This window comes from Ignavibacteriales bacterium (genome assembly GCA_020635255.1).
In the GTDB taxonomy this organism is placed as follows: Bacteria; Bacteroidota; Ignavibacteria; order Tepidaquicellales; family Tepidaquicellaceae; genus JAEYVS01.
Genome location: JACKAC010000001.1, coordinates 858,752 through 882,583, shown reverse-complemented (window position 1 = coordinate 882,583; position 23,832 = coordinate 858,752). Strand labels below are relative to the sequence as shown.

The window sequence follows — 23,832 nt, the reverse complement described above, 5'->3', positions numbered from 1 at the left end:
ATTTAGAATAATTTTAATAGTATAATGAGACTTTTCGAAAATACAAATATAGATTTCTTAGGAAAAAGGAAGAAGTTCTATATTGTATCATTAATTGTAATAATAGTGGGTATGGCAACCCTGTTTGTAAAGGGCATCCCGCTGGGAATAGACTTCGTCGGTGGTACGGAATTGCAAGTGCGATTCCAGACACCTGTGAACGTAAGCGAATTGAGAGACGCGATGGACAGAGAAGGTCTGCCGGGTATGGAGATCAAGACTATGGACACGGAGAACGACGTACTGCTGAGGACTCCGCTGCAGGGTGAAGGGCAGACAGTTGCGGAAAACATACAGACTGCGATAAAGAAGAATTTCCCCGGCGATAATTTCGAAGTGCTGAGAGTAGATAAGGTAGGACCAAAGATCGGTGAGGAGCTGAGAAGGAACGCTTTATTCGCGATCATATTCTCACTGCTTGGTATATTGATATATCTTTCATTACGATTCCAATTCATATACGCAATAGGCGCAGTAGCGGCGCTATTCCACGACGTGCTGATCACGATATCAGCAATCGCGATATGTAACGCGGTACTGCCATTGAGGCTGGAATTCGATCAGCCTATGCTGGCGGCATTCCTTACGCTTATCGGTTTCTCGGTAAACGATACGGTGGTTATATTCGACAGAATACGTGAAAACATAAGGTTATTCAAGAATGAAGAGATAGAATCGGTGATGAATAAGAGCGTAAACGCTACATTGAGCAGAACGATAATAACCAGCGGTACTGTATTTCTTACTGTGCTGGTAATTTTTATATTCGGAGGAGAGGTACTAAGAGGATTTTCATTCACATTTATGGTGGGTATAATCACGGGTACTTATTCATCGATATTCGTAGCAAGCGCGGTGGTTGTAGACTGGAAGCACAGACTGGATAAGTCGAAGGCATCAACAAAGGGCAAGAGACTCGCAGCAAGAACAAAGTAAGAATGAACTACGAGATACAGGAAATAGAAATCGATTCGAACAGTTATAAGTCAATCCTTCTGAAAGAAGAGTCGGTGGGACTTACAAATCTAAACGATGTAAAATCCCAGATACTGAATTTTCTTTCGGAAGGACATTTGTTTTACGCGATAGACCTGAGCGAAGTAAACTCTATTAACAGCTCTGGGCTGGGCATATTGATAAGCTGTTACAAGTCGGTAAAGGACGCGGACGGCGACCTGAAACTGATAAACGCAAACGACAAGCTATTAAACATTTTTAAGATCACAAAACTGGACAGGGTCTTCGACCTGAGCTAATGAGTTACTCTTCTAAATAAATCCTTATTAATCCGCTAAACTATAGGCGGTTTTTTTATGTCTGAAAACAAAAACAACATCATGGTCATCGTAGGTCTCAACTGGGGCGACGAAGGCAAAGGCAGGATGGTGGACTATCTTGCGCAGGACGTGGACTATGTAGTAAGATTCCAGGGCGGTAACAACGCCGGGCATACGGTCGTGAACGAGCTTGGCACGTTCAAACTACACCTTGTACCGTCGGGAATATTCAATCCCAACGTTACGAACGTGCTGGGTACGGGAATGGTGATAGACCTGGAGGCAATGGACGAGGAATTCACCGCGCTAAAGGAATCCGGAATCAAAGTGGATAATATAGTAGTTTCGGACAGGGCGAGCATAACGTTCCCCTTTCACAGAATAGAGGATGAACTGGAAGAGGAGAGGCTTGGCAAGGAAGCATACGGTTCCACAAAGAGAGGTATTGCGTACGCATATGGCGAGAGATATCTAAAGAAGAGTCTGCTTATCGGTGAGCTGTTATATCCAGGCGAGATGGAGAAGAGATTGAAGGATCTCGTTACGTGGAAGAACCAATTGATAAAGGATTTTTATGGAAGAGAAGACAAGATGATCTCCTATGAAGAAGCACTTGAATGGACGAGGAAATACGGCGACAAAGTGAAACCATACATCAAGGATACGACAGTAATGCTAGAAGAAGCAGCTAATGCGGGCAAGAAGATACTTTTTGAGGCACAGCTGGGGTCACTGAGAGACATTTATTACGGGATATACCCATTTACTACTTCGTCATGCACGCTGGCGGCGTTCGCTCCTATAGGAGGCGGACTGCTGACTCACAGGTATGACAAGGTAGTCGGCGTAATGAAAGCATTCTCTACATGCGTGGGCGCGGGACCTTTCGTAACGGAGATATCAGGCGAGGACGCAGATAATTTAAGAGAGACGGCATTCGAGTACGGCGCATCTACAGGCAGACCGAGGAGGATAGGACACTTCGACGCTGTGGCTTCCAGGTACGGCGCGAAAGTACAGGGAGTGGATGACATTGCAATAACAAAGCTAGATTCGCTTTCGGGGAGGGATAAGCTATATATATGTACGGCGTACGAGGCTGACGGTAGGACCTACGAGAACTTCCCTCTCAACCCAATACTGGATAAAGCAAAACCGGTTTACATTGAGATGCCGGGATGGACTGAGGATATTAATAAGTGCAGGAAGTTCGAGGAACTGCCGAAAACCGCGCAGGACTACGTGAATAAGATAGAAGAGCTTTTAGGTTACAAGATAAAGTACATTTCAGTCGGACCGGAGAGAGAGAGTCTGATAGTCAAATAGATAGAAAGTTTGTATTGATTGATAGGATATTACTTTGGGAACCCACCCCCAGCCCCTCCGTCGGAGGGGAGAATAACACGCTCTATATTAGAATTTCAAAAGTTAAATAATCTTATCGCCTTTATTATCGGTGGTATCTTCTTCCGATTTCACTTCAGTTTTTATTTCCGTTTTCACTTCTGGTTTTTCCTCTTTTATGACGACTGTTTTTTGCATACCTGAGCCTGAATCAAAAGCCGGCGCGTATGTTATTTCACTTTTTTTCTTTTTATCAAAGAATGAATCGAAAGAGATCCTGCCAGCTCCGGAAAAAAGCACACAAAGAGTACACGCAAGAACAACCCAGCTTAGGCTGAACGCATGCGTTGGATCCCCTGCTCCGTAAATAAAAATACCGGAGAGAGTAATCGCAGAAAGGAAAAAACTCACGATCGGGGTAAAAAGTCCTATAATAAAAAGCCCACCTAGAAAAACCTGAGCAAAGGGCACAATAAATCCAGTTATAAAGGCAAGATTCTCAGGCATAACGTCCATTGCCTTGAGTGTATTGATATAGCCCTCGATATCCATTAGTTTTTCAGCACCTGCAAAAAGGAAAAGAAATCCCACAGCCAGTCTTATGATAAATAATCCAATGTTTGCTCCTCCGCGCGCTTTGAAAATGAATCCCATGGTGTAATTTTATTTTGGTTTACTACAAATATAACAATTAATATATTTAATTTTACTTCAAGTCCGCATTTTAGTTGCAAAAACCTAATTTTCACTATAGTAATTCGCTATTTGAAACCTTTAGAGGAAGATTTCAATCTAAGAAACTAAAAAACCCTTTAAGATGAGATATTTTATAAAGTTTTTATTAGTAGCATTCATAATATGCCTTTCAACAGGATTACAGGCCCAGACAAAAGCGGAGATGCTGGACGAGCTATTGAACAAATACAATGAATACGGAATATTTAACGGGAGCGTGTTAATAGCTGACAAAACGGGCATAATACTTAAAAAAGGATACGGATATGCGGATTTCGATAATAGGATAAAGAACACGACCGAGACCCAGTTCCGTATGGGATCAATTACAAAGCAATTCGTAGCGACAATAATAATGAAACTCGTCGAAGCGGGAAAAATAAACCTCGATGATCCTCTGACAAAATACATTCCCGAATACAGACATGACACAGGAGACAGGATCACAATACATCAACTATTAAATCACACATCGGGTATTCACAGCTACACGAACGTACCCGGATGGTGGCAGGATTCGACGAAGTTCAGATTTACGAAAGATCATATGATAAAGTACGCACATTCGGGAGATCTCGAATTCGAACCAGGTACACAATACAATTACAATAATACGGGCTATTACCTGCTTGGAGTCATAGCAGAGAAGGTTTCGGGTATCCCTTATGAACAGCTGTTGAAGGAATGGATATTCGAGCCGGCAGGCATGACAAGCACAGGTATAGAAAGAGAAGAGAATCCTCCATCAAATCTCGCGCAAGGTTATGTTCCACAGGGGATGAACTTCGTTAAGGATGAATATTTTTACATGCCTAATGCATTAGGAGCTGGAGATGTATACTCTACCGTAGAGGATATGTACAAATGGGACAGATTACTTTACGGAGATGAGTTCGTCTCAAAAGACGCGAAGAAGAAAATGTGGCATCCCTATCTTGAAGACTACGGCTACGGCTGGGTAATAATGAACGAAAATGCGGATGAACCCGGGAAGGACAGTTCCACCATATTATGGCACACAGGCGGGATAAACGGTTTTAACACTATGTTCGCGCGTTTGGTGGATGAGGATAAGACGATCATCCTTTTGAATAACACCGGACCGACAAGCCTTAATGGAATCACCAACAACATCCTTCGGGTCCTCGATGGTGAAGAGCCAGCAAAGATAAAGAAGCCTTTCGTGCCCGAACTGGAAAGATTATTTACAGAGAAAGGATATGATGGAGCAGTGGAATATGTTGAACAGAACATTAGCACATTGAAGGACGACTTCAGCATAAACGAAGGCATCATCAACCTTACGGGTTACCAGACAATGCTCGAAGAAAAGAACGTTCAAAAAGCGCTGGCATTCTTTAAGATAAACATCGATATATTCCCGCAATCAGCAAACACATATGACAGTTACGCAGAGGCATTGATGAATAACGGCGAGAATGAGAAAGCAATAGAAAATTATAAAAAGTCGCTGGAACTGAACCCTTCTAATGACAATGCCGTCGAAATGCTGAAAAAGCTCGGTGTGGAAACCGGTAAAACGGATGATATTACATTATCGAACGAAATATTGAGCAGGTACATCGGGAAGTACCAGCTTGCGCCGACATTTTTTATAGAGATAACGGTCGAGGGCACGCAGATATTCGAGCAGGCAACCGGACAGCAGAAGTTCGAGATATTCCCTACATCGGAGACGGATTTTTATCTAAAGGTTGTAGCTGCAAGGATAGTATTCGATGTGGACGAAAGCGGTAAAGTTACCGGTATGACGCTCTACCAGGGCGGTAATGAAGTACCGGGCGAGAAGGTCGAATAGTTAAACTAAAAAGCCCCTGCGAGAGGGGCTTTTTCATTCATTCATTTCAGTTAGTGTTACTTCTTTTTGCGGTACTTTGTATGTGTAATAAATTTCTTTAATGTCAGGGAGGTAGAGCTTAATCAAGCGCTCGGCTTCCCTGTCCGTTTCCCATTCCGAGAGTATTTTATCTTTCTTTACAAACCACGTACCGCCCTCTTTCTTAGGGCTTGCATTTACAAAGCTGACGAAATGCGAAACCTCGTGTAAAAAAGTGAAGACAATGTTAAAGTTCTTATTGCCGAGCATACGATACAGCTCCTTAGTCTCCGGCTGAAGATTCGCCGTGTCCAGGAGACTCCTGTTCCAGACGATGTCGCCGAGGTAATTATCATACCTGTCGAAAAGGCTGATATTGAAGTTAGTATCGGAATTCATCGTCGCTACATCTATGCGGAACGGGTCAGTACCAATGTAGAACCTGCCTTTAAGAAGACGCATCAGGTAAATGCCGGAACTGTCTTCAACGATCTGTTTGAGCAGGTAAGCTTCAGATCCTTTGAAGGTACGCAAGGCGTTCTTTGTCAAAGCAACGCTATCAAGAGTATAAAACTCGATGATCTTTTTTTCATCGCTCTGGAAGAAGTAACTGTTGCGAAAGTTCACATCAACAGTATACTTTGTACTGACAGAGCTATTGATATTTATTGTAAGGAACGATAGTATTGCCCAGATAACCTGCTCGATAAGGGGATTATCAATTAATCTTATCATTTTGTTACCCTCCTTCCTCCTCAGAAGGTTTAAAGGTTAACGTATATTACTAATTCATAAATTGCCCCTTTTGATTTTCGTTAGAACTTCACGCAGGTAAACTTCATTACCCTTGCTCTTTAAATTTTTAACAGTGGAATAGTAAAAAGGTTTCCGCCGTGTATATAGTATGATATAAATGCTTTAAAAAGGTTTAATTTGGGCTATTTAATAATGAGGGCGAAGAATTTGGCAATGACCTTGCCGTCCTTGTAGAGGTAGAGTTCGTCTTTTGTGGTTTTGTAGCGGTCGGCGGAACGGAGCGCGGCGTCGAGGTCGAGCTCTGTATCCATAATTCCGTCACAGTATTTTGCGGTGATGGCGGACTTAATGGTAATATTGCGTCCGGATGTTTCGTATGAGCCAAAGATCTCATTGCAACCGCCTGTGCCGGATATCATGCCGTCCTGGCCAAATTCAATGTAAGCAGGATCGTAGCGGTCATCGGGAAAATATTCTTTGCCGTTGAGTTCGGAGAGATTCCAGAGGTTGCCCTGCAGTGAGAGTCCCGTGTCTGATGAGGCGCAGGCGGAAAGAGTAAGAAACAGGATAAAAATAGAATATTTTAAAAAAGTTTTCATTTTGAGTTAAAACGTTGAATGTGATGGAATGTTCCGATATCACTTAACTATTGTTCCCATAAACTTAGCAAGGAGTAAAGAATCCTTATAAAGGTATAATTCGTTCTCATACGGCAAATCATATCGGTTTGCCGAATTAAGTGCATTTATAAATTCATTTTCTATCTCCATCTTTCCTTCGCAATATCTCTTTGTCGAGATAACTTTGAACTTAATATCATAAATTCCCTTCTCGTAACTTCCGGTCAGTTCATTGCAACCACCAAATCCTTCAATCCTATTATTTTTTTCAAACATAAATACTATTTCTTCATCCCAACTTTTTCCAGGAAGAATAGAGTCACCGTTTAACTCATATAAACGCCAGATATTTTCTGCCGAATACTTAACAGTATTACATGCGGCAATTGAAACTATAAAAAATATTAATAAAATTGTTCTCATGGAGGTAGTGATATGGCAGATTTGAGGCGTCGATCAGATTCGAACTGATGAATGGCAGTTTTGCAGACTGCTCCCTTGAGCCACTTGGGTACGACGCCATAGTTTTGCATCCATACTCCCTTGAGTCCCGAGTACTCGGGAGTACGACGCCTTATAAATGAGCATTCCCAAACCGTAATTTGGGAATGAGGAGAGCGGGAAACGGGACTCGAACCCGCGACATCAACCTTGGCAAGGTTGCGCTCTACCAACTGAGCTATTCCCGCTTGTGAGGAACAAATTACCGGTTACTAATTGATTTATCAAGTCTCAATCTATTCCGAAACCGGAATTTGGGAACGAGAAAATCATTTAAATCAGATGCTGAATCAAGTTCAGCATGACAAAACTACATATTTGCAAACTTCGTTGTCAGATCTACTACCCTGCAACTGTATCCCCATTCATTATCGTACCATCCGACGACTTTCACCAGATTTCCGTTAGTCATAGTGGAGAGTGAATCAAAGATACATGAGTGGTCATTTCCCACTATATCGGTAGAAACGATCGGGTCTTCCGTGTATTCCACATAATTTTTGAATGCGCCTTCGGAAGCAGATTTAAACGCTGCATTTACTTCATCCTTTGTTACGTCCTTTTTCAGGATACAGACAAAATCGGTGATCGATCCGTCCGGAGTAGGTACGCGAAGGGAGAACCCATCCAGCTTACCGTTAAGATGCGGAAGCACTTTACCTACTGCTTTAGCGGCACCGGTCGTTGTCGGGATAATATTGATCGCGCCCGCTCTTGCTCTGCGAAGATCCTTATGAGGCTGATCTAGCAACGCCTGGTCATTTGTATATGAGTGAACCGTTGTCATAAAGCCTTTCTCTATACCGAATGCGTCGTCGAGGATCTTAACCATAGGAGCGAGACAGTTAGTTGTACATGAAGCATTAGATACCATTGTGTATTCAGGTTTCAAAGCGTCATCATTAACACCGAGAACGATCATTGCATCGAGGTCGTCTTTTGACGGAGCGGTAAGGATAACTTTCTTTGCTCCGGCATCTTTGTGCAATTTTAGTTTCTCGCTATTCGTGAATACACCCGTGGATTCTATCACTATGTCCGCGCCGAGTTCACCCCATTTAAGCTGGCTGGGATCCCTCTCGGCAGTTATCAGCACATCATCACCATCAACAGAAAAACCATTATCCGTTCCCTTTACTTCACCGGGAAATTTTCCATGAACAGAGTCGTATTTAAGCAAGTGTGTCAGTGTCTTAGCATCGGTAAGGTCATTAATAGCAACCACATCGAATCCGCCCAATTGTTTCATCCTTCTGAAGACAAGTCTTCCGATACGTCCAAAACCATTAATTCCGACTTTTATTGCCATAAATTTATATAATTTAAGATTTTTACGTGATTTTTTAATGGAATAGAGCAAAATAACCAAAAAATGAGTGATTTACAATGTAAATAGGATTGGATAAGGCGCGAACAAGCGAGTATTGTTTTGTATAATTTGTTAAATTGATTTTGAAGCATTTATTGAGTATTTTAGTATGTTTTTCACCAATTTTAACTAAAAACTAACCAATTTTTTCAATTTTATGGCAGAAGCATCGCAATTAAAAACGGGCAATGTTATTATGTATAATAACGAGCTACACCAGGTATTCGAGCTAGAGCACAGGACGCCCGGCAACCTGAGAGCATTTTACCAGGCTAGAATGAAGAATCTCAAGAACGGGAAGATGATCGAGAACAGATTCAGACCCAATGAGACAGTGGAAATAGTAAGGCTTGAAACAAAGGAATTCCAGTATCTATATAAAGACGGTGATGATTACCAATTTATGGATATGGAGAGCTACGAGCAAATGAATATTCCCGAAGATGTGGTCGGCAAGCAGGGAGGATTTATGAAAGAAGGACAGACGGTACAAATCGTATTTCACGATGGAAAACCACTGAACCTCGAGCTTCCTCCTCACGTAGAATTAAAAGTCACGGAAGCTCCACCTGCAGTAAAAGGAAACACAGCAACGGGAGCAACAAAAGTAGTTATGGTAGAAACCGGCGCATCGGTCAACGCACCGCTATTCATCGAGGAAGGTGAAGTGATAAAGGTCGATGTAAGAACCGGCGACTACATAGAGAGAGTTAAATCGTAAACGTTACACCCAACATAAACCATCGAAAATGGATCTAAACTATTTAAAAAAGGTTATTAAGATACTCGACAACAGTAATCTTAACGAATTAGAGATCGAAGAAGAAGGATTGAAAATAAGGCTGAACAAGGGACATATGGCTGTACCGGCAGCACAGGCAGTACACGCAACAATGCCACCACATCTTCCGGTGCATTTTGAAACTCCTGTAAAGACAGAGGAGACTGCTAAAGAAGAGAAGCCATCAGAAGAAGAAAAGATGCCTTCTAATGTGTATGAAGTAAAATCCCCAATGGTAGGAACCTTTTACAGGGCTCCTTCTCCGGATGCAGATCCTTTTGTAAACGTGGGCGACTCAGTAAAACAGGGATCGGTTCTTTGCATAGTAGAAGCAATGAAACTGATGAACGAGATCGAATCGGAAGTTTCCGGAAAGATAGTGAAGATCCTAGTAGAAAATGCCCAGGCAGTGGAATACAATCAACCTTTATTCCTGGTTGAAGTATAATAGCCCCACATATTTCATTCACCATTTACATCATCTTGAAGAAAATAAAGAAAATATTAATTGCCAATAGAGGAGAGATAGCTCTCCGCATAATAAGAACCTGCCGTGAAATGGGTATCCAGACCGTTGCAGTTTATTCGGACGCGGATGCGGATTCACTCCATGTAAGATTTGCGGATGAAGCCGTGTGTATAGGACCCGGTCAATCCAAGGAAAGCTACCTTAATATACCAAGAATAATAGCTGCAGCGGAAATAACCAATGCGGACGCAGTTCATCCGGGATATGGTTTTCTGGCTGAGAACGCAGAATTTTCCGATATCTGTAAGGAATCAAAGCTGATCTTTATTGGTCCGGATGCGGCTATGATAAACGCGATGGGCAATAAGTCCTTCGCGAAGGAGACCATGCGGTCGGCAGGCGTGCCGGTAGTTCCGGGAAGCGGCGGCGTTGTAGAGACAGTCGAGGAAGCAAAGAAGTTAGCAGAAGAGATAGGCGTTCCAATAATGATAAAGGCATCTGCCGGAGGCGGAGGCAAGGGAATGCGTATCGTGAAAAGCCTCGATGAAGTAGAGAAGGCATTCCAGACGGCAAGCAGTGAAGCCGAGATAGCGTTCGGCAATGGCGACGTATATATAGAAAAGTTCGTGGAAAACCCGAGACATGTGGAGATACAGGTATTGGGTGATAAGTTCGGTAACATAATCCACCTCGGCGAGAGAGACTGCTCAGTACAGAGGAGACATCAAAAGCTGATAGAAGAGTCCCCTTCCCCTATCGTCGATGAAGACTTGCGCCAGAGGATGGGTGAGGCGGCAATACTTGGCGCGAAGAGTGTTAATTACCTGGGCGCGGGTACGGTGGAGTTTCTCGTGGATAAGAACAAGGATTTTTATTTCATGGAGATGAACACGCGGATACAGGTAGAACACCCGGTGACAGAAGAGATAACCGGATTCGACCTGATACAGGCACAGATAAAGGTCGCCGACGGAGAAGAGATAAAGCTTAAAAAGGTAAAATTCAAAGGGCACTCTATAGAATGCAGAATAAATGCGGAAGATCCGGATAACGGATTCCGTCCGTCACCGGGAATAGTAACGGCATTTCACGTTCCGGGGGGACACGGTGTAAGAGTGGATACACATTGCTACTCAGGATACAGGATCCCTCCTTTCTATGACTCTATGATCGGCAAGCTGATCGTAGTAGGTAAGGACAGGGATGAAGCAGTGAGGAAAATGTCTAGAGCGCTTGATGAATTTATCATTGAAGGCGTAAAGACAACAATACCATTCCATCAAAAAATAATGAGCAATAAGAAGTTTCTAAGCAACAACTATGACACGTCATTCATCGAAAAGATGAACGACTAAGGAAAAGCAAATTGAGAAAGATAATAATATACGCGGTCGTAATAGCCGGGCTTTTAATGACTGGATTGAATGCGAATGCAGTACAGTCCGGTAAGGACACCACACAAACGCAGACACAGACACAAACAAAAAAACAAACCCAGACACAGCAAAAGGATACTACAACTGCCCCTGATACAAGTAAGAAGAACGATCTGCAGATAGACACATCATCACAACAAGTCCCTATCGACACACAAAAGACTCAGATAGATACAGCACAGCTTGTCGATTCCACTCTGATAGCCCCGGTAACGGAGAATAAGCTGACTAATTTTAAGCTGTTTCTTTATATTGTGCTCAGCATACTCGGATTGGCATTATTTTATTACATATTCGTACAGATGCTATTCAAGACATTCCACAAGACACGAAGCACACGCCAGTCGATGATGCTTTCATGGAATTTGTTCTTTACGGTTAGTATTGTGTGGCTGTTCATTATATGGGGAATAGTCGGAGAATTCTGGAGTTCAGCGGCATTTATGGTAACAATGATATTTTTATTCATAGTATCGCTTGTTATGGTTATAATATCGGTGAAAAGTAAATGAGTTTATTTCTTTCAATTTTGTTACGATTTTAATATTTTACATATACTTGCAAATTAAATTCTAAGTCACATTTATGGGACAACAGTATGCACTGATATTAGGCGCATCGAGCGGATTTGGTAAGGCAATTGGATTGGCACTTGCTAAAGACGGAGTAAACATTATTGGGGTACACCTTGACAGAGCAACAACAATGCCTGCTGTTGAGCAATTGATATCCGACATAAAGGCAGAAGGAGTGGAAGCACACTTTTTCAATGTTAACGCGGCTGACGAAGAGAAGAGAAAGATGATCGTCGACAAGATAAAAGATGAGATATTCGCGGGAAAAGATAACCCAACGATTAGAGTTCTCGTACACTCATTGGCATTCGGCACGCTGGTTAATTTCATAGATGATGACCCGTCAAAGATGATAACACAGAGACAGATAAACATGACCCTCGATGTAATGGCATGTAGTCTTGTTTACTGGGCGCAGGATATAGTAGCAAGCGGGCTCATGGGAAAGGGCGGAAAGATTTATGCGATGACATCGAGCGGCGGTACAAGACAAATAGAATTTTACGGAGCAGTCTCCGCGGCAAAGGCAAGCCTTGAATCATTCGTAAGGCAGCTGGCAATGGAACTGGCACCGAAGGGAATAGCAGTGAACGCTTTAAAAGCGGGTGTAACCGATACCCCGGCATTGCAAAGGATACCAAACGCAGACAAGATAATAGAAAATGCAAAGCAAAGAAACCCGATGCACATATTAACCGACCCTCACGACGTGGCAGATTTTGTAGTGGATAATTATAAGAGAGATTCACACTGGGTAACCGGAAACATCATTGGCATAGACGGGGGCGAAAGCATAGTAGAAATTTAAGAAGGAACTAAAGCACCACTTTAGTATGGAGAAGAAAATATGGGATTTTACCCGGAAAATAGAAAATACTCACCTGACGCAAGCATCAACCTAACATCACAGGACAAAGGAAGCCTTGAGCTAAAGACACAGGAGTTCATGCCCACTATCATAATCGGTTTGGGCGGAACGGGTAAAGAGGTGTTATTACGGCTCAGAAGGCAGTTCGTTGAAAAATACGGATCGCTGAACGACTTCCCTATCATTTCATATTTATACATCGATACAGATAACGCACCGACGGAAGAGGGCGGTCTTGCGCGTGAGCAGGACTATCTCATTAACGACATCGAGTTTCAGCCGGCAGAGAAGATATTCAACCCGGTTAACCCGTCGGATTATATTCATAAGATACACGACGTACCTCACATAAAGCAGTGGCTCAACACAACGGGTGAAATAGGCAAGCTAGGCACAATGAACACCGGCGCCGGACAGATAAGGCCCGCTGCAAGGCTTGCGCTGTACCATAATTATGATGAAATAGTAAGCAAGCTAACCTCGGCAAAATCAAGGATAACTGATTCCAAGTCGATCAACCTGGTCAAAGATAAGCACAAAATTAAGAACGTAAATACCGACAAGATAAATGTATATGTGATAACATCGGTGAGCGGCGGAACGGGTTCCGGTATGTTCGTTGATTTTGGATTTATAATACGGAATATATTCAAAAACGCGGCTGTTTCATCGTGCTATGTCGTACTGCCGCAGATATTCCAATCATACGGAAAAGAAAGAGTTTACGCAAACGGTTACGCAGCTCTGAAGGAGCTTGAGCATTACAACTTAAAGAACGTATTCGATGTGTCATGGAAGAAGAACTTCCCGCACTCATTCCAGCCTGGCGTTTATGATGATGTGTATATGATCGACGGTGAAAACGCAAAAAACCTTTCCCTGTCGGACATAAGTAACAGGGACATTTACAAGATGCTCGCGGACACGATATTCCAGGACTTCTCTAACTCGGACTTTGCGAACTACAAAAGAGGAGTTAGGGTAAACCTCGTACAGTATAAACAGAGATTATGGCCGGACGATAATACCGTTACGGAGAATACCTACTCGAGAAAATATTCTACTCTGGGACAGGCAACTATATCAATACCAATCGATAGAATCACTCTCTCCTGCTCATATAAGCTATGCGAAGATATAATAAACTATTATCTCACATTCGCAGAGGGATCACAGAGCGATATAGACACATACCTAATGGATGAATTCCTTCCATCACTGGGAATACTGGAGTCCAATACAAAGCACCAATTGTTAGAATCACTTTACAGCATAGGTGAAAAGTCATCCATCCCGGCAAAGATCAAGGGATTCCTTAATGCTCTCCAGAATGAACTGGTAAGCGGTAAGCGAGGAATGAACTGGTCTGCTTTTATACTGGCTGAGGTGAAGAAGTTCGATACCAACTTCAAAGACGATAATGATGTGCTGAGGCAGGGGATGTATTATTCGCAGATACACTCCAACAGGACAAATATTATGAATAATACCGTCGGTGACCCGGCGAGACATATTATCGGCGGAATAGAAAAGCAGATAAACTCGCTGGTAAACGATTCGACGAGAGGCGTATTCTACGCGATAAACGTACTAAGAAGACTGCAATTCATATTATCAAATGAGAACTTCAACTATATACCGAGGTTTGAGAAGGACATACAGGATCTGCAAATAGTAATATCAAAGCTCGATTCAGAGGTTAAGAGACGCTTCCAGGATCTAAGAGAAGACGAATCAATGTCAAAGGTCAATATGCTCAAGAAAGCCGCAATGACGGGCACTCTCGAAAAGCTGATAAAGACACTGGACGAGTATTATAACGCGCTTATAAAGATAAGAGCAAGATATTACGCAAAAGAGATCGCACAGAGGATATTGAATGTTATCGAAAAAGGAACGAAGACAGACACGGGTAAGATACAATTCACCGGACTGATTGCTGACCTTGAAAAACTTACCGGTAACCTCGGTGTGCTAAAGGATAACTTCGAGCGTAAATACAAATACTTCGCGCAGAAACAGAATACGAGCTTCAATCTACAGATTTATGAGCCGGAAGACATTAAAAACGAATATTATGTACGGTACATTGGCACTGGGCAGAATGCACATGATAATATTAAAAGTATCGCGTATAAGCTTCTAAAGGAGCTTAATGCATCGGATGTTACGGACATTGTAAACATAATCAAAGACAGTGACGCAAAAGTAGTCGAGGAAAGAATGGTTGCTTTTGCCAAGAAGCATTTCGAGAAGATAAAGGATGATTACAATATAACGGAGATCTTATTCGAAAAGGATCCGATAAGAAGTGAATCAAAGATACGCGGAATGTTCCTGCAGGCATTTCCATGGCTGAGAATAAAGGATACACCGGGAAGCTTTAAGCTGGAGGATTCAGCAAAGAAATACTACATCGGTATAAGGACAAATACGCCATCATTCAGGAAATTCCAAAATCTTATACGTTCGATTGCAGGATCATCTGTTGAATTTAAGGATTCGGCGGATAATTCATCAATTACATTCTATACGGAATGGGCTGGATTTCCGCTATTCTATTCCTATACGATAGCGGAGGAAATGAAGCCGTATTACAAACAACTTACGCAGAATCAGAACATCGATTTGCACACGGACAGGAATTACTTCCTTTACCTGGACATTATTCCCCTTTCCGCTGAGGAGAGAAAAAGACTGGATGAGTCTTACCGCGCGTACCTTATGGGGCTTATCTTTGGTGTTTTCGACGTGGTGACCGAAATAGATAATGAAACAGGCAAGCCTAAATCCATTTATAAATACACACTGCAGGAAGGGATCACCGTCCGCAGGGTGGAGCAATTAGGTGTGGAATCGAGGCTTATAAACAGATTATTCGAGGAGCAGGGACGCGAAGCTTTGCGCTATAAGATACTCAAGGATGCCGAAGCGATACAAAACCAGCTTTTCACAAGGAACTGCCTTGCCGAGATGCTTGTTATATTTGAGTACTACTATGAGAATATCTACAATCTCCAGGAAATAGAAATTTCAGGAGACGCGAAGATAAAAATGGAAACATATGAATATACGATAGCAAAGAATCTTGCAAGGGAGATAGAAAGTAAAGTTCAGCCGAATGAAAGAGAAGAATTCATAAACAGAGTTTTGTATCTTAAAAACAATCTCGACGCATTCTCGGAACTTTGCGGCGACGGAATGAAGAGAGTTCTCAAGATACAACAGATATTAATGGGAAAAGAAAAGGAACTCGATGGTAACCTGATACAGGAACCGGCGATCTCCAATGGAAACAATGAAGGAATGAGCTTGCAACGGTTAAAAGAGTTAAAGCTGGCTCTCGATGACGGATTAATAACGGAAGAAGAATACAATAAAGCAAAGCAGGAGTTTCTAAAGATATAATATGCCGACATACGATTATAAATGCGAGAATTGCGGTCATACATTCGAGTCGTTTCAGTCAATAAAAGCTGATCCGCTCAAAAAATGTCCGGAGTGCGGAAAGGACACACTCAAAAGGTTAATTGGTACGGGAGCAGGATTAATATTTAAGGGCAGCGGGTTTTACCTCACCGATTATAAAAATCAGGGGAAATCCTCTTCATCAAAATCTAACGAAAACTCTTCAACCTCTGCGACAGCTGAGAAAAAAAGCGACACTTCCTCGAAAAGTGATTCGAAAAATTCTCAGACGACTCCGGAAAAAGCATAGCTGTAACTTTTATTTATACAGCTACTTATATCGAAACAAACTTCTTCGTTTTACGTAAATAATTTTATAGCAAAAAAACAATTGGCGTGATGAAAAAAATTTTATTTTTAGTGATCGGATTTTTTGCTTTGAGTTCGATGTCACAGGCTCAGAGTAATCTACCCGATAATTTTTATTATAAAAAGCTGGACAACGGACTCGAAGTCCTCGTGATCCAGGATAAAACAGTACCGCTTGTTACAGTAGAGATAGCGGTAAAGAACGGTTCATACACAGAGTCTCCCGAATATGACGGATTATCTCACCTGTATGAACATATGTTTTTTAAGGCAAACAAAGATATTCCTTCACAGGAGGAATTTATCGAAAGAGCAAATGAACTAGGTGCAATATGGAACGGTACAACTAATAATGAGCGTGTAAATTATTTTATGACGATAGGGAACCAGCACCTGAAGGAAGGACTGACATTCATGAATTCCGCGATCAGGTATCCCCTCTTCCTGGAAACGGAAATGAAGAACGAGAACCCTGTCGTGGACGGCGAATTCCAGAGAGCAGAATCGGATCCTACATTCTTCTTATTCATCGATATGGGAAAATACATGTGGGGTGACCTGACGAGCAGAAAGAATGCAATCGGCGATCATGATATCATAATGACAGCTACACCGGAGAAGATGAGGACTGTTCAGGGAAAGTATTATTATCCTAACAATTCCATTTTGGTACTTGGCGGAGACGTAGATCCAGATAAGGCATTCGAGCTAGCCGAGCAAGTATTCGGCGACTGGAAGCCATCGGATTTCGATCCTTTCGTTAAGTGGCCAATACCGGAATTTGAACCTCTAAAGGAATCGAAGAATTTTATAACGGTGAACGAGAACACAAAGACTCCTATCATTATGATTGAATGGCAGGGTCCGGACACCAGACATGATATCCCGGCAACATACGCAGCTGACGTATTTTCATTTATAGTAAATCAGACATCCGCTGAGCTTCAAAAAGATCTAATAGACGGCGGATTGGCAAATGCAGTAAGTGTAGGGTATCAAACACAGAAATATGTAGGACCTATCAGTATTTTCATCGTTCCAAAACCGGACAAAATAAATGAGGTACTGGCTAAGATCAATGAGCACATAGAAAAATGGGATTCGGACGACTACTTCACTGATGAGCAAATACAAACAGCAAAGACTCAGCTTGCAATTCAGGAAGCATACGGAAGGGAAAATGTTACAAATTACGTACATACCGTAACTTTTTGGTGGGGATCTGCCAGTATAGACTACTATACATCATATATTGAAAACCTGGATAAAGTAACTCGTGAAGATATTAAGAAGTATGTCCAGAAATATATTAAGGGCAAACCCAGAATAACCGGTATATTACTTTCACCGGAAATGAAGGAAACATTTAAACTCGAAAATTTTGAAGTAGCCGGAAACAATCAATAAAAACAAAATGAAGACAATAAAAAAACAAGTTTACATTCTTCCCCTTCTGTTGATTGCATTGTTATTCGGTGTAGTTAACGTTTATTCACAGGGACAGGAATTTGACGTCGATGGCGTGAAGGTGATCTATAAGCCATCGGTAAAAGACGTTATTAGTGTAAGGCTGTTCATCGACGGCGGTACAGCTAACTATCCAAAAGATAAGGAAGGGATAGAAGCATTGACTTTAAACCTTGCAACTACCGGAGGTACAAAGACAATGTCAAAAGTGGAATTTAATAACGAACTCGAAAAAATAGGTACTTCGATCAATAGCAGTACAAGTTTCGATTTCGGTAATATAAGTATGACATGTGTCTCTCAATACTGGGATAAGTCATGGGATCTTTTTGCCGATGCAATAATGAACCCGGCATTTTCCGATAAGGAATTCCAGACGGTAAAAGACCAGCTCATCGCAGGAGCAAACCAGACCGAAGCAAATCCGGATGCGCATTTGCTGAATATGTCCATGGAAAACGTTTTCAAGGGCAAGAATTATTCTAAAGTACCAAACGGTACAGTTCAGAGCCTTCAGGGGATTACATTACAGGACGCAGAGAGCTATTATAAAACCATAATGGTTAAGAAGAGGATATTCCTTGTTGTAGTAGGTAATATGTCAAAAGAGGATATTACAAGTAAAATAAGAAACTCTCTTGCCGGATTGCCGGAGGGTGAAGCCGCTAATGTCGAGGATAGGGTTTTAATTAATGAGCCCAGCGAAATGATCGAAGATAGGGATATCGAGACGAATTACATAAGAGGAGTATTCTCCGCGCCGAAAATGTCTGAGGACGATGGTGTACCGATGAGGCTTGCAATGGCGATACTCGGTGACAGATATTTTGTAGAGTTAAGAACAAAAAGGAGCCTTTCATACGCCCCAAGCGCATTCTACTCCACAGGCGCAATAAGAAATCCATACAATGTGCTGTATATTTCTACACAAAAGCCAAAAGAATCAATGGAAGTAATGGTGAATATTCTGGAAGATATTAAAAAGAATGGGTTTACCGAGGATGAGCTAAGAAATAAAAAAGAAATGTTCGCGACCTTATATTATATGAACCTTATGACAAATAATGCTCAGACACAGAACCTCGGAACTAACGAGATAATTTCCGACTGGACTCTGTCAGAGAAGTTTAACGACGAAATTAAGAATGCTACCCTGGAACAAATAAATGAAGTATTCGACAAATATACCAACATTATAAAGTGGACATACCTGGGTGACGGTACTGCGGTAACAAAAGACGATTTTAAACAGATAAAGAAAGAAGAAAACAAAGATATTCAATAGAGTCTCATCATGCTAAGGGTGAGTGCCTGTCATTTTTATAAATGACAGCACCAAGGGTGGTCGTCCTTTTTAAGGAGACCACCTTTTTATTTATCTATGTTCTTCTTGTTTAATAAGTATCTGTCCAGGCTGAAACTTTCTCCCAGGTAGAGCTTACGAACAGTTTCATCGGCGGCAAGTTCCTCTGCCGTGCCCGACCGGAAGATCTTACCCTCGATCAGTATATATGCTCTATCCACAATTGATAGTGTTTCATGAACGTTATGGTCTGTGATGAGTATGCCAATTTTTCGTTTCTTTAACCCAGCAACTATCTTCATAATATCCTCCGCGGCGATAGGATCAATTCCCGCAAACGGTTCGTCCAGCAGGATAAACTTTGGCGCGGATGCCAGCGCCCTCGCAATCTCCGTCCTTCTTCTCTCCCCGCCGGAGAGTGAGTATCCGAGAGTATTTCTAATTTTTTCTATGCTGAAGTCTTTGATAAGCTGATCGCATTTATCCTCAATTTCGTATTTATCGAGATGCATAAATTGCAGGACCGCTTTGATATTCTGTTCTACTGTAAGCTTTCTAAAAATGGAGGGCTCCTGCGGTAGGTACCCGATGCCATGCTGAGCGCGTTTATACATCGGCATTTTGGTGATGTCATCACCGTCGAGCTCTATCTCACCGCTGTTTGGTTTGACCAACCCGCAAATCATGTAAAATGTCGTGGTCTTCCCGGCTCCGTTTGGTCCGAGCAGACCGACTATCTCACTCTGCTCGAGCTGAAGTGAAACATCATTTACAACAGCTCGCTTTTTATATTCTTTTACTAGATTATATGTTTTGAGCTTGCTCAATACGCAATCCTGAGGATTTCGACCATATCTCGGACTGCTTTATCCAGCCCTGTAAAGACCGCGCGTGAAATAATGGAGTGCCCTATACTTACCTCACCTATTTCTTTTATTGTCAGTAAAGGAAGGATATTATAATAATTCAAGCCATGCCCGGCAGTAACGTCCAGCCCCATTTCCGATGCCATGCGGGCAACCACGGATATTTTTGTAAGCTCCTCTATCTGTTCACGCTCTGTACGGGCATTTGCATAATCTCCCGTATGTATCTCTATCGTATCTGCCCGAAGTTCGACTGCCACATCGATATTCTCCGGTACGGGATCGATAAAGAGGCTCACTCTAAGATCATCTTCCTTTAGCTTATCTATGGCTGAGCGGATTTTATCTTTCCCCGATACCAGGTTCAGACCACCCTCAGTGGTAATTTCCTTCCTGTTTTCTGGAACAAGCATCGCGACATCCGGCTTGATTTCACGTGCAATCTTTATCATTTCATCCGTAGGCGCCATCTCAAGTTCGAATTTCGTCTGCACGATCTCTTTCAAAAGTTTTACATCCCTGTCTGTTATGTGCCGTCTGTCCTCTCTTAGATGACAAATGATCGCTTCAGCACCAGCCAGCTCGCAGATAGTTGCCGCCGGAACGGGATCAGGTTCGACCCCACCACGGGCATTTCTGACTGTGGCAATATGATCGATGTTTACAGCTAATCTCATACTAAAATATTTTATAAAACCCTGTTTTTTCTCTTAAAATCGAAATTGTATCTATGGAAAACATTATGAGCCAATGTAGTATCCAGCTGTAAACAAATGAATTACTCCTCCATGCCTGGATACCCATTACCAATCCGGCAAAAATAGAACCGAGCAACTCAAGCTCAGGCTTTCCTTTATGTAATATAAAGAACGGTATCATTTGAATAAATATAGAATAGTATCCAAATTTTTCCTTAAGCCCGAATAGCATGTACCCGCGCCATAGAAACTCCCATCCTAGCATATAAGTCAATACCCCGGCTTCATATAAAAGGAAAATACTGAGATTGGAACTAACCTCCGAACCGCCTTGTGGATAGGTCTTGGCAAAATCCGGTGTGGCTGATACGACCCACAGGAAAGGAAGCATAAACAAAAAGAACGCCGCCACAGAGAACAGTCCGAACTTTTTGTCGCCTAATGAAAATCCGTAATCGGAAAGTTTTCCCTTTAGAACAAACTTTATAGAAAGGAAGGGGATCAGGAACATGAGCAAGCCGTCCGTAAAAAACCAGTATAATCTTGAATCGAGCCTGTCCTGACCGATATTATTATAATAAAAAAGCGGTGTAGCAAATGATATTGAAAGAAAAATTATAACAGCGACAGATAAAAAGACATAAGTAACTTTAAAGTCCAGCGACTTTATTATCTGCTTAAGGTCCTTAAGTTCGGAAAGATATTTCTTTACCAAGTATTATGCTATTTGTTCTTTATAATATATTGCAGTTTTTCCGGGGTAAGACTAATTATCGATGCCTCTATCGGGAGGATTATCTCCGGTATTATAAAGCCGAGGGAATCATTTTCGATATCACCATATCTCACGATCACTTTTATGTCGCCGGGGTTAATATCTGCTAATTCGTTCACTCCTCCTCTAAGTGAAAGCCCCAATTTAGGTGGTACAAGAAGGACTTCCTTATCATCCGGCAGATTTTCGATAGTAATATCCAGGTCGTTAAATTTTCTCTCGGCAAGAAGATCAACCTCGAATGTGACCGATACCATAGAGGGTTCGATCCTTATTATATTCGATAATGTGTCCTTTATGGCAACGGTCTCGGTTACGTTCTCCTTTACGTCCTTTACCAGCTTATATTCGGTCGAAAGATATTTTATATTGGACACGATCGATGAAGCGCCGGAGACAAGCACCGAATCTGGAATGATCCGCGGTTCCCCTATTATTTCATATCCGTCTGCCAGCTGAAGCGCTACATTATTACGAACCTTAACATACTTCTTAAATACTTTTTCAAAGCTGATATTGATGGTTTCGGGATCTACACTCACTATCGAAACATTCGAGGGAACATCCAGCCTTTCGCTCAAAAGCTGACGCGTATTTAGCTTTGTGTCATTTTTTATATTGGATAGGTCCAGGGAGAAATCCTTGTCACGCGAGATCATCAGGTTGAGCAGGTCCCAGCCTTTACCGCTTGCCACAACGGTAATATTTTCCGGTAGATTTTCGGAAAGAGCCTGGTTATTTGTGACATGTACATGCAGAGGAATAGACAGCTCTATATTATAGGCTACGTTGAATTTCAAATACAGCCATAATATAAATGCAAATCCAAATGAAAAAAGATAGAGCCTAAAATTCTTCTTCACTACAGGTCAGTATGTTTAATAGTTTAGTTCGTTTTCCCAGTTGTCATTCCTAAATTCACCCCTTAAGGTCGAGTGAACCATGTCAAAATATCCGGAACCTTCCGGTTTCCTCTCAACAAATACACATGTTGCTCCGCCTTCTAACTTGTCATAAGTCCAGACCTCATAACTCTTCTTATTTGCTTCAAAGGGAAATCTCTCTATATCGTCCGGCTTTCCAAAAAGTACATATATCCTGCCTCTGTCCGTCTTCCATCCTTCCTTATAAGGCTCCTTAAAAGAAGCATCGGCTTCAAGAATGCGTTTTACATATTCGATTTTAAATTCATTTTCCAGGGTTGCAGGATTATCATCCCTTATCTTCCAAAAGTCGAACATAAACTTCCTTTTATCGTTTATATCTGTCAGCTTATTATATACATTCTTTTCCTTATCGGTTCGTATATATGACGTGATCTCATACTCTTTCTCTACAAGGTCTTCTCTCATCGTGGCGTAAGGACTTTTTAGAAATTCTTCCTCCCCTGAAAAAGAAAAATCCTGTGTAATACCGCTATTATAAACCCAAAATTGTTTTTCCCTGGTAAACCTGGTAGAGTTTTTATTATCAATTACCGATACGAGGAGTATGTACTTAGCTGTTGGTAAACTGTCTATCTGAAAACTTCCTTGCTGGACTATATCCTCTGAGCTAAGAGATGTTATCTTCTTAACATTCTTAATAAATATATTATCTTTGTTCGGATCTGTGATCTCTGCCAGAATATAAAACTCGTCCGTTATATTTTGCGGAGTAAGACCGTATATTTCGAAATAATAATAAAGCTTATTTATATTATTCCCGTATATACCGTCGGGATTTGGCACGACCTCCAGTGTATTCTTATAAAAGATACTCTCTTTATCCCCGCTTGAAAGAATGTCCGTAGATAATTCTATATCACTTATCTTTAAGCCCGTATTAAAGTCCTCTGCAGTGAGTTCTATTACGGCTGATTCGACATTTTCGGAGTTATTGGCATCGGAAGCGGATATCTTTACCGTGTAATCTCCGGGCGATATCTGGTAATTCAATTGCCCCACTAGATTGTTATCGAGATTAGTACCCGATGTATCTGTCACGGTTGTCGGTATCATATAAGTCTGAGAAAATACCAGCTCATCTGTCCCTTTTTTGAAAATATCGAGGTCTATTTTTGCCTGGGCTGTATATTCACTGCCCGAATTACTGAATATCAGTCTTTTTTTATAGAATGAATAGTAAAATTCGACTATTGATTTTCCATCTTGTCCCTTAAATACTGAGTAATCAATGCTGAAGTTAAATATATTATCTGCAACTGACGAATTTAGAGAAACACAAAGGAAAAAAATTAAAAATGCTGTTTTTACGATGGTTTTCATAATTATAAATTTAAAGCGCGCCCTCATAAAAATAAAAAAGGTAATTCTCTAATTAAAGAGAATTACCTAATA

At 41.6% G+C, this 23,832-nt stretch carries 23 protein-coding genes and 2 tRNA genes; 13 read left to right on the top strand and 12 right to left on the bottom strand.

Going from position 1 to position 23,832, the window contains the following annotated elements:
* Positions 1–24 precede the first annotated feature (24 nt).
* The 3 genes from secF to H6614_04035 all read left to right on the top strand — a co-directional run bounded on the left by secF (position 25) and on the right by H6614_04035 (position 2,642).
* Entirely contained in the window at positions 25–975 is a 951-nt protein-coding gene (secF, locus tag H6614_04045; GenBank protein MCB9242818.1) for a protein translocase subunit SecF, read from the top strand.
* A gap of 2 nt (positions 976–977) precedes the next feature.
* Positions 978–1,295, top strand: a complete 318-nt coding sequence (locus tag H6614_04040) for an STAS domain-containing protein (GenBank protein MCB9242817.1) — start codon at positions 978–980, stop codon at positions 1,293–1,295.
* Positions 1,296–1,376: 81 nt separating this feature from the next.
* Positions 1,377–2,642, top strand: a complete 1,266-nt coding sequence (locus H6614_04035) for an adenylosuccinate synthase (protein ID MCB9242816.1) — start codon at positions 1,377–1,379, stop codon at positions 2,640–2,642.
* A 102-nt stretch (positions 2,643–2,744) separates the two neighbouring features.
* On the opposite strand, the gene H6614_04030 is transcribed toward H6614_04035, so the two are convergent.
* The gene (locus tag H6614_04030; GenBank protein ID MCB9242815.1) at positions 2,745–3,314 is read right to left on the bottom strand and encodes a DoxX family protein; all 570 of its coding nucleotides are present in this window, start codon (positions 3,312–3,314) and stop codon (positions 2,745–2,747) included.
* A 163-nt stretch (positions 3,315–3,477) separates the two neighbouring features.
* Between H6614_04030 and H6614_04025 the strand changes: the two genes are divergently transcribed.
* On the top strand, positions 3,478–5,214 hold the full coding sequence (locus tag H6614_04025; GenBank protein ID MCB9242814.1) for a serine hydrolase: 1,737 nt from the start codon (positions 3,478–3,480) through the stop codon (positions 5,212–5,214).
* 33 nt (positions 5,215–5,247) lie between these two features.
* Here the strand turns inward: H6614_04025 and H6614_04020 are convergent, their stop codons facing one another.
* The 6 genes from H6614_04020 to gap form a co-directional block, all read right to left on the bottom strand.
* On the bottom strand, positions 5,248–5,967 hold the full coding sequence (locus H6614_04020) for a hypothetical protein (GenBank protein ID MCB9242813.1): 720 nt from the start codon (positions 5,965–5,967) through the stop codon (positions 5,248–5,250).
* A gap of 203 nt (positions 5,968–6,170) precedes the next feature.
* Positions 6,171–6,587 carry an META domain-containing protein gene (locus H6614_04015; GenBank protein ID MCB9242812.1) on the bottom strand — a complete coding sequence of 139 codons (417 nt, stop codon included), beginning with the start codon at positions 6,585–6,587 and terminating at the stop codon, positions 6,171–6,173.
* Positions 6,588–6,626: 39 nt separating this feature from the next.
* Positions 6,627–7,031, bottom strand: coding sequence for an META domain-containing protein (locus H6614_04010; GenBank protein ID MCB9242811.1), 405 nt, complete (start codon positions 7,029–7,031; stop codon positions 6,627–6,629).
* 24 nt (positions 7,032–7,055) lie between these two features.
* Positions 7,056–7,129, bottom strand: a tRNA-Cys gene (locus H6614_04005).
* Positions 7,130–7,224: 95 nt separating this feature from the next.
* Positions 7,225–7,297: transfer RNA gene (locus H6614_04000), tRNA-Gly, on the bottom strand.
* Positions 7,298–7,419: 122 nt separating this feature from the next.
* The gene (gene gap / locus H6614_03995; protein MCB9242810.1) at positions 7,420–8,418 is read right to left on the bottom strand and encodes a type I glyceraldehyde-3-phosphate dehydrogenase; all 999 of its coding nucleotides are present in this window, start codon (positions 8,416–8,418) and stop codon (positions 7,420–7,422) included.
* Between the two features lie 217 nt (positions 8,419–8,635).
* Between gap and efp the strand changes: the two genes are divergently transcribed.
* The 9 genes from efp to H6614_03950 all read left to right on the top strand — a co-directional run bounded on the left by efp (position 8,636) and on the right by H6614_03950 (position 19,136).
* Positions 8,636–9,199 (top strand): elongation factor P, encoded by a 564-nt coding sequence (gene efp, locus H6614_03990; GenBank protein MCB9242809.1) that lies wholly within the window; start codon positions 8,636–8,638, stop codon positions 9,197–9,199.
* Positions 9,200–9,227: 28 nt separating this feature from the next.
* A complete protein-coding gene (locus H6614_03985; protein MCB9242808.1) occupies positions 9,228–9,707 on the top strand; it encodes an acetyl-CoA carboxylase biotin carboxyl carrier protein in 480 nt (159 codons plus the stop codon).
* Positions 9,708–9,751: 44 nt separating this feature from the next.
* Positions 9,752–11,083, top strand: coding sequence for an acetyl-CoA carboxylase biotin carboxylase subunit (accC, locus tag H6614_03980; protein MCB9242807.1), 1,332 nt, complete (start codon positions 9,752–9,754; stop codon positions 11,081–11,083).
* Between the two features lie 11 nt (positions 11,084–11,094).
* Complete coding sequence (locus H6614_03975; GenBank protein ID MCB9242806.1) at positions 11,095–11,676, top strand: hypothetical protein; 582 nt, start codon at positions 11,095–11,097, stop codon at positions 11,674–11,676.
* Positions 11,677–11,749: 73 nt separating this feature from the next.
* A complete protein-coding gene (locus tag H6614_03970; GenBank protein MCB9242805.1) occupies positions 11,750–12,547 on the top strand; it encodes an SDR family oxidoreductase in 798 nt (265 codons plus the stop codon).
* Positions 12,548–12,586: 39 nt separating this feature from the next.
* Positions 12,587–16,015, top strand: coding sequence for a hypothetical protein (locus tag H6614_03965; GenBank protein ID MCB9242804.1), 3,429 nt, complete (start codon positions 12,587–12,589; stop codon positions 16,013–16,015).
* Between the two features lies 1 nt (position 16,016).
* Complete coding sequence (locus H6614_03960; GenBank protein MCB9242803.1) at positions 16,017–16,325, top strand: zinc ribbon domain-containing protein; 309 nt, start codon at positions 16,017–16,019, stop codon at positions 16,323–16,325.
* An 86-nt stretch (positions 16,326–16,411) separates the two neighbouring features.
* Positions 16,412–17,791, top strand: a complete 1,380-nt coding sequence (locus H6614_03955; protein ID MCB9242802.1) for an insulinase family protein — start codon at positions 16,412–16,414, stop codon at positions 17,789–17,791.
* A 7-nt stretch (positions 17,792–17,798) separates the two neighbouring features.
* Positions 17,799–19,136 carry an insulinase family protein gene (locus tag H6614_03950; GenBank protein MCB9242801.1) on the top strand — a complete coding sequence of 446 codons (1,338 nt, stop codon included), beginning with the start codon at positions 17,799–17,801 and terminating at the stop codon, positions 19,134–19,136.
* Between the two features lie 86 nt (positions 19,137–19,222).
* Here H6614_03950 and lptB read toward each other — a convergent pair whose 3' ends face one another.
* The 5 genes from lptB to H6614_03925 are packed head-to-tail and all read right to left on the bottom strand — an operon-like array spanning position 19,223 to position 23,760.
* A complete protein-coding gene (gene lptB, locus H6614_03945) occupies positions 19,223–19,981 on the bottom strand; it encodes an LPS export ABC transporter ATP-binding protein (GenBank protein MCB9242800.1) in 759 nt (252 codons plus the stop codon).
* Complete coding sequence (locus tag H6614_03940) at positions 19,978–20,697, bottom strand: pyridoxine 5'-phosphate synthase (GenBank protein ID MCB9242799.1); 720 nt, start codon at positions 20,695–20,697, stop codon at positions 19,978–19,980. The genes lptB and H6614_03940 overlap by 4 nt, the downstream gene beginning before the upstream one ends.
* A gap of 1 nt (position 20,698) precedes the next feature.
* On the bottom strand, positions 20,699–21,433 hold the full coding sequence (locus tag H6614_03935) for a CPBP family intramembrane metalloprotease (GenBank protein ID MCB9242798.1): 735 nt from the start codon (positions 21,431–21,433) through the stop codon (positions 20,699–20,701).
* A gap of 8 nt (positions 21,434–21,441) precedes the next feature.
* Entirely contained in the window at positions 21,442–22,356 is a 915-nt protein-coding gene (locus tag H6614_03930) for a hypothetical protein (GenBank protein ID MCB9242797.1), read from the bottom strand.
* Positions 22,357–22,371: 15 nt separating this feature from the next.
* Positions 22,372–23,760, bottom strand: coding sequence for a GWxTD domain-containing protein (locus tag H6614_03925; GenBank protein ID MCB9242796.1), 1,389 nt, complete (start codon positions 23,758–23,760; stop codon positions 22,372–22,374).
* Positions 23,761–23,832 lie beyond the last annotated feature (72 nt).

What these genes read in the sequence shown, in the direction of transcription:
- secF (MCB9242818.1), top strand. Translation starts at nt 25, where the DNA reads ATGAGACTTTTCGAAAATACAAATATAGATTTCTTAGGAAAAAGGAAG.
- H6614_04040 (MCB9242817.1), top strand. Translation starts at nt 978, where the DNA reads ATGAACTACGAGATACAGGAAATAGAAATCGATTCGAACAGTTATAAG.
- H6614_04035 (MCB9242816.1), top strand. Translation starts at nt 1,377, where the DNA reads ATGGTCATCGTAGGTCTCAACTGGGGCGACGAAGGCAAAGGCAGGATG.
- H6614_04030 (MCB9242815.1), bottom strand. Translation starts at nt 3,314, where the DNA reads ATGGGATTCATTTTCAAAGCGCGCGGAGGAGCAAACATTGGATTATTT.
- H6614_04025 (MCB9242814.1), top strand. Translation starts at nt 3,478, where the DNA reads ATGAGATATTTTATAAAGTTTTTATTAGTAGCATTCATAATATGCCTT.
- H6614_04020 (MCB9242813.1), bottom strand. Translation starts at nt 5,967, where the DNA reads ATGATAAGATTAATTGATAATCCCCTTATCGAGCAGGTTATCTGGGCA.
- H6614_04015 (MCB9242812.1), bottom strand. Translation starts at nt 6,587, where the DNA reads ATGAAAACTTTTTTAAAATATTCTATTTTTATCCTGTTTCTTACTCTT.
- H6614_04010 (MCB9242811.1), bottom strand. Translation starts at nt 7,031, where the DNA reads ATGAGAACAATTTTATTAATATTTTTTATAGTTTCAATTGCCGCATGT.
- gap (MCB9242810.1), bottom strand. Translation starts at nt 8,418, where the DNA reads ATGGCAATAAAAGTCGGAATTAATGGTTTTGGACGTATCGGAAGACTT.
- efp (MCB9242809.1), top strand. Translation starts at nt 8,636, where the DNA reads ATGGCAGAAGCATCGCAATTAAAAACGGGCAATGTTATTATGTATAAT.
- H6614_03985 (MCB9242808.1), top strand. Translation starts at nt 9,228, where the DNA reads ATGGATCTAAACTATTTAAAAAAGGTTATTAAGATACTCGACAACAGT.
- H6614_03970 (MCB9242805.1), top strand. Translation starts at nt 11,750, where the DNA reads ATGGGACAACAGTATGCACTGATATTAGGCGCATCGAGCGGATTTGGT.
- H6614_03965 (MCB9242804.1), top strand. Translation starts at nt 12,587, where the DNA reads ATGGGATTTTACCCGGAAAATAGAAAATACTCACCTGACGCAAGCATC.
- H6614_03960 (MCB9242803.1), top strand. Translation starts at nt 16,017, where the DNA reads ATGCCGACATACGATTATAAATGCGAGAATTGCGGTCATACATTCGAG.
- H6614_03950 (MCB9242801.1), top strand. Translation starts at nt 17,799, where the DNA reads ATGAAGACAATAAAAAAACAAGTTTACATTCTTCCCCTTCTGTTGATT.
- H6614_03940 (MCB9242799.1), bottom strand. Translation starts at nt 20,697, where the DNA reads ATGAGATTAGCTGTAAACATCGATCATATTGCCACAGTCAGAAATGCC.
- H6614_03925 (MCB9242796.1), bottom strand. Translation starts at nt 23,760, where the DNA reads ATGAAAACCATCGTAAAAACAGCATTTTTAATTTTTTTCCTTTGTGTT.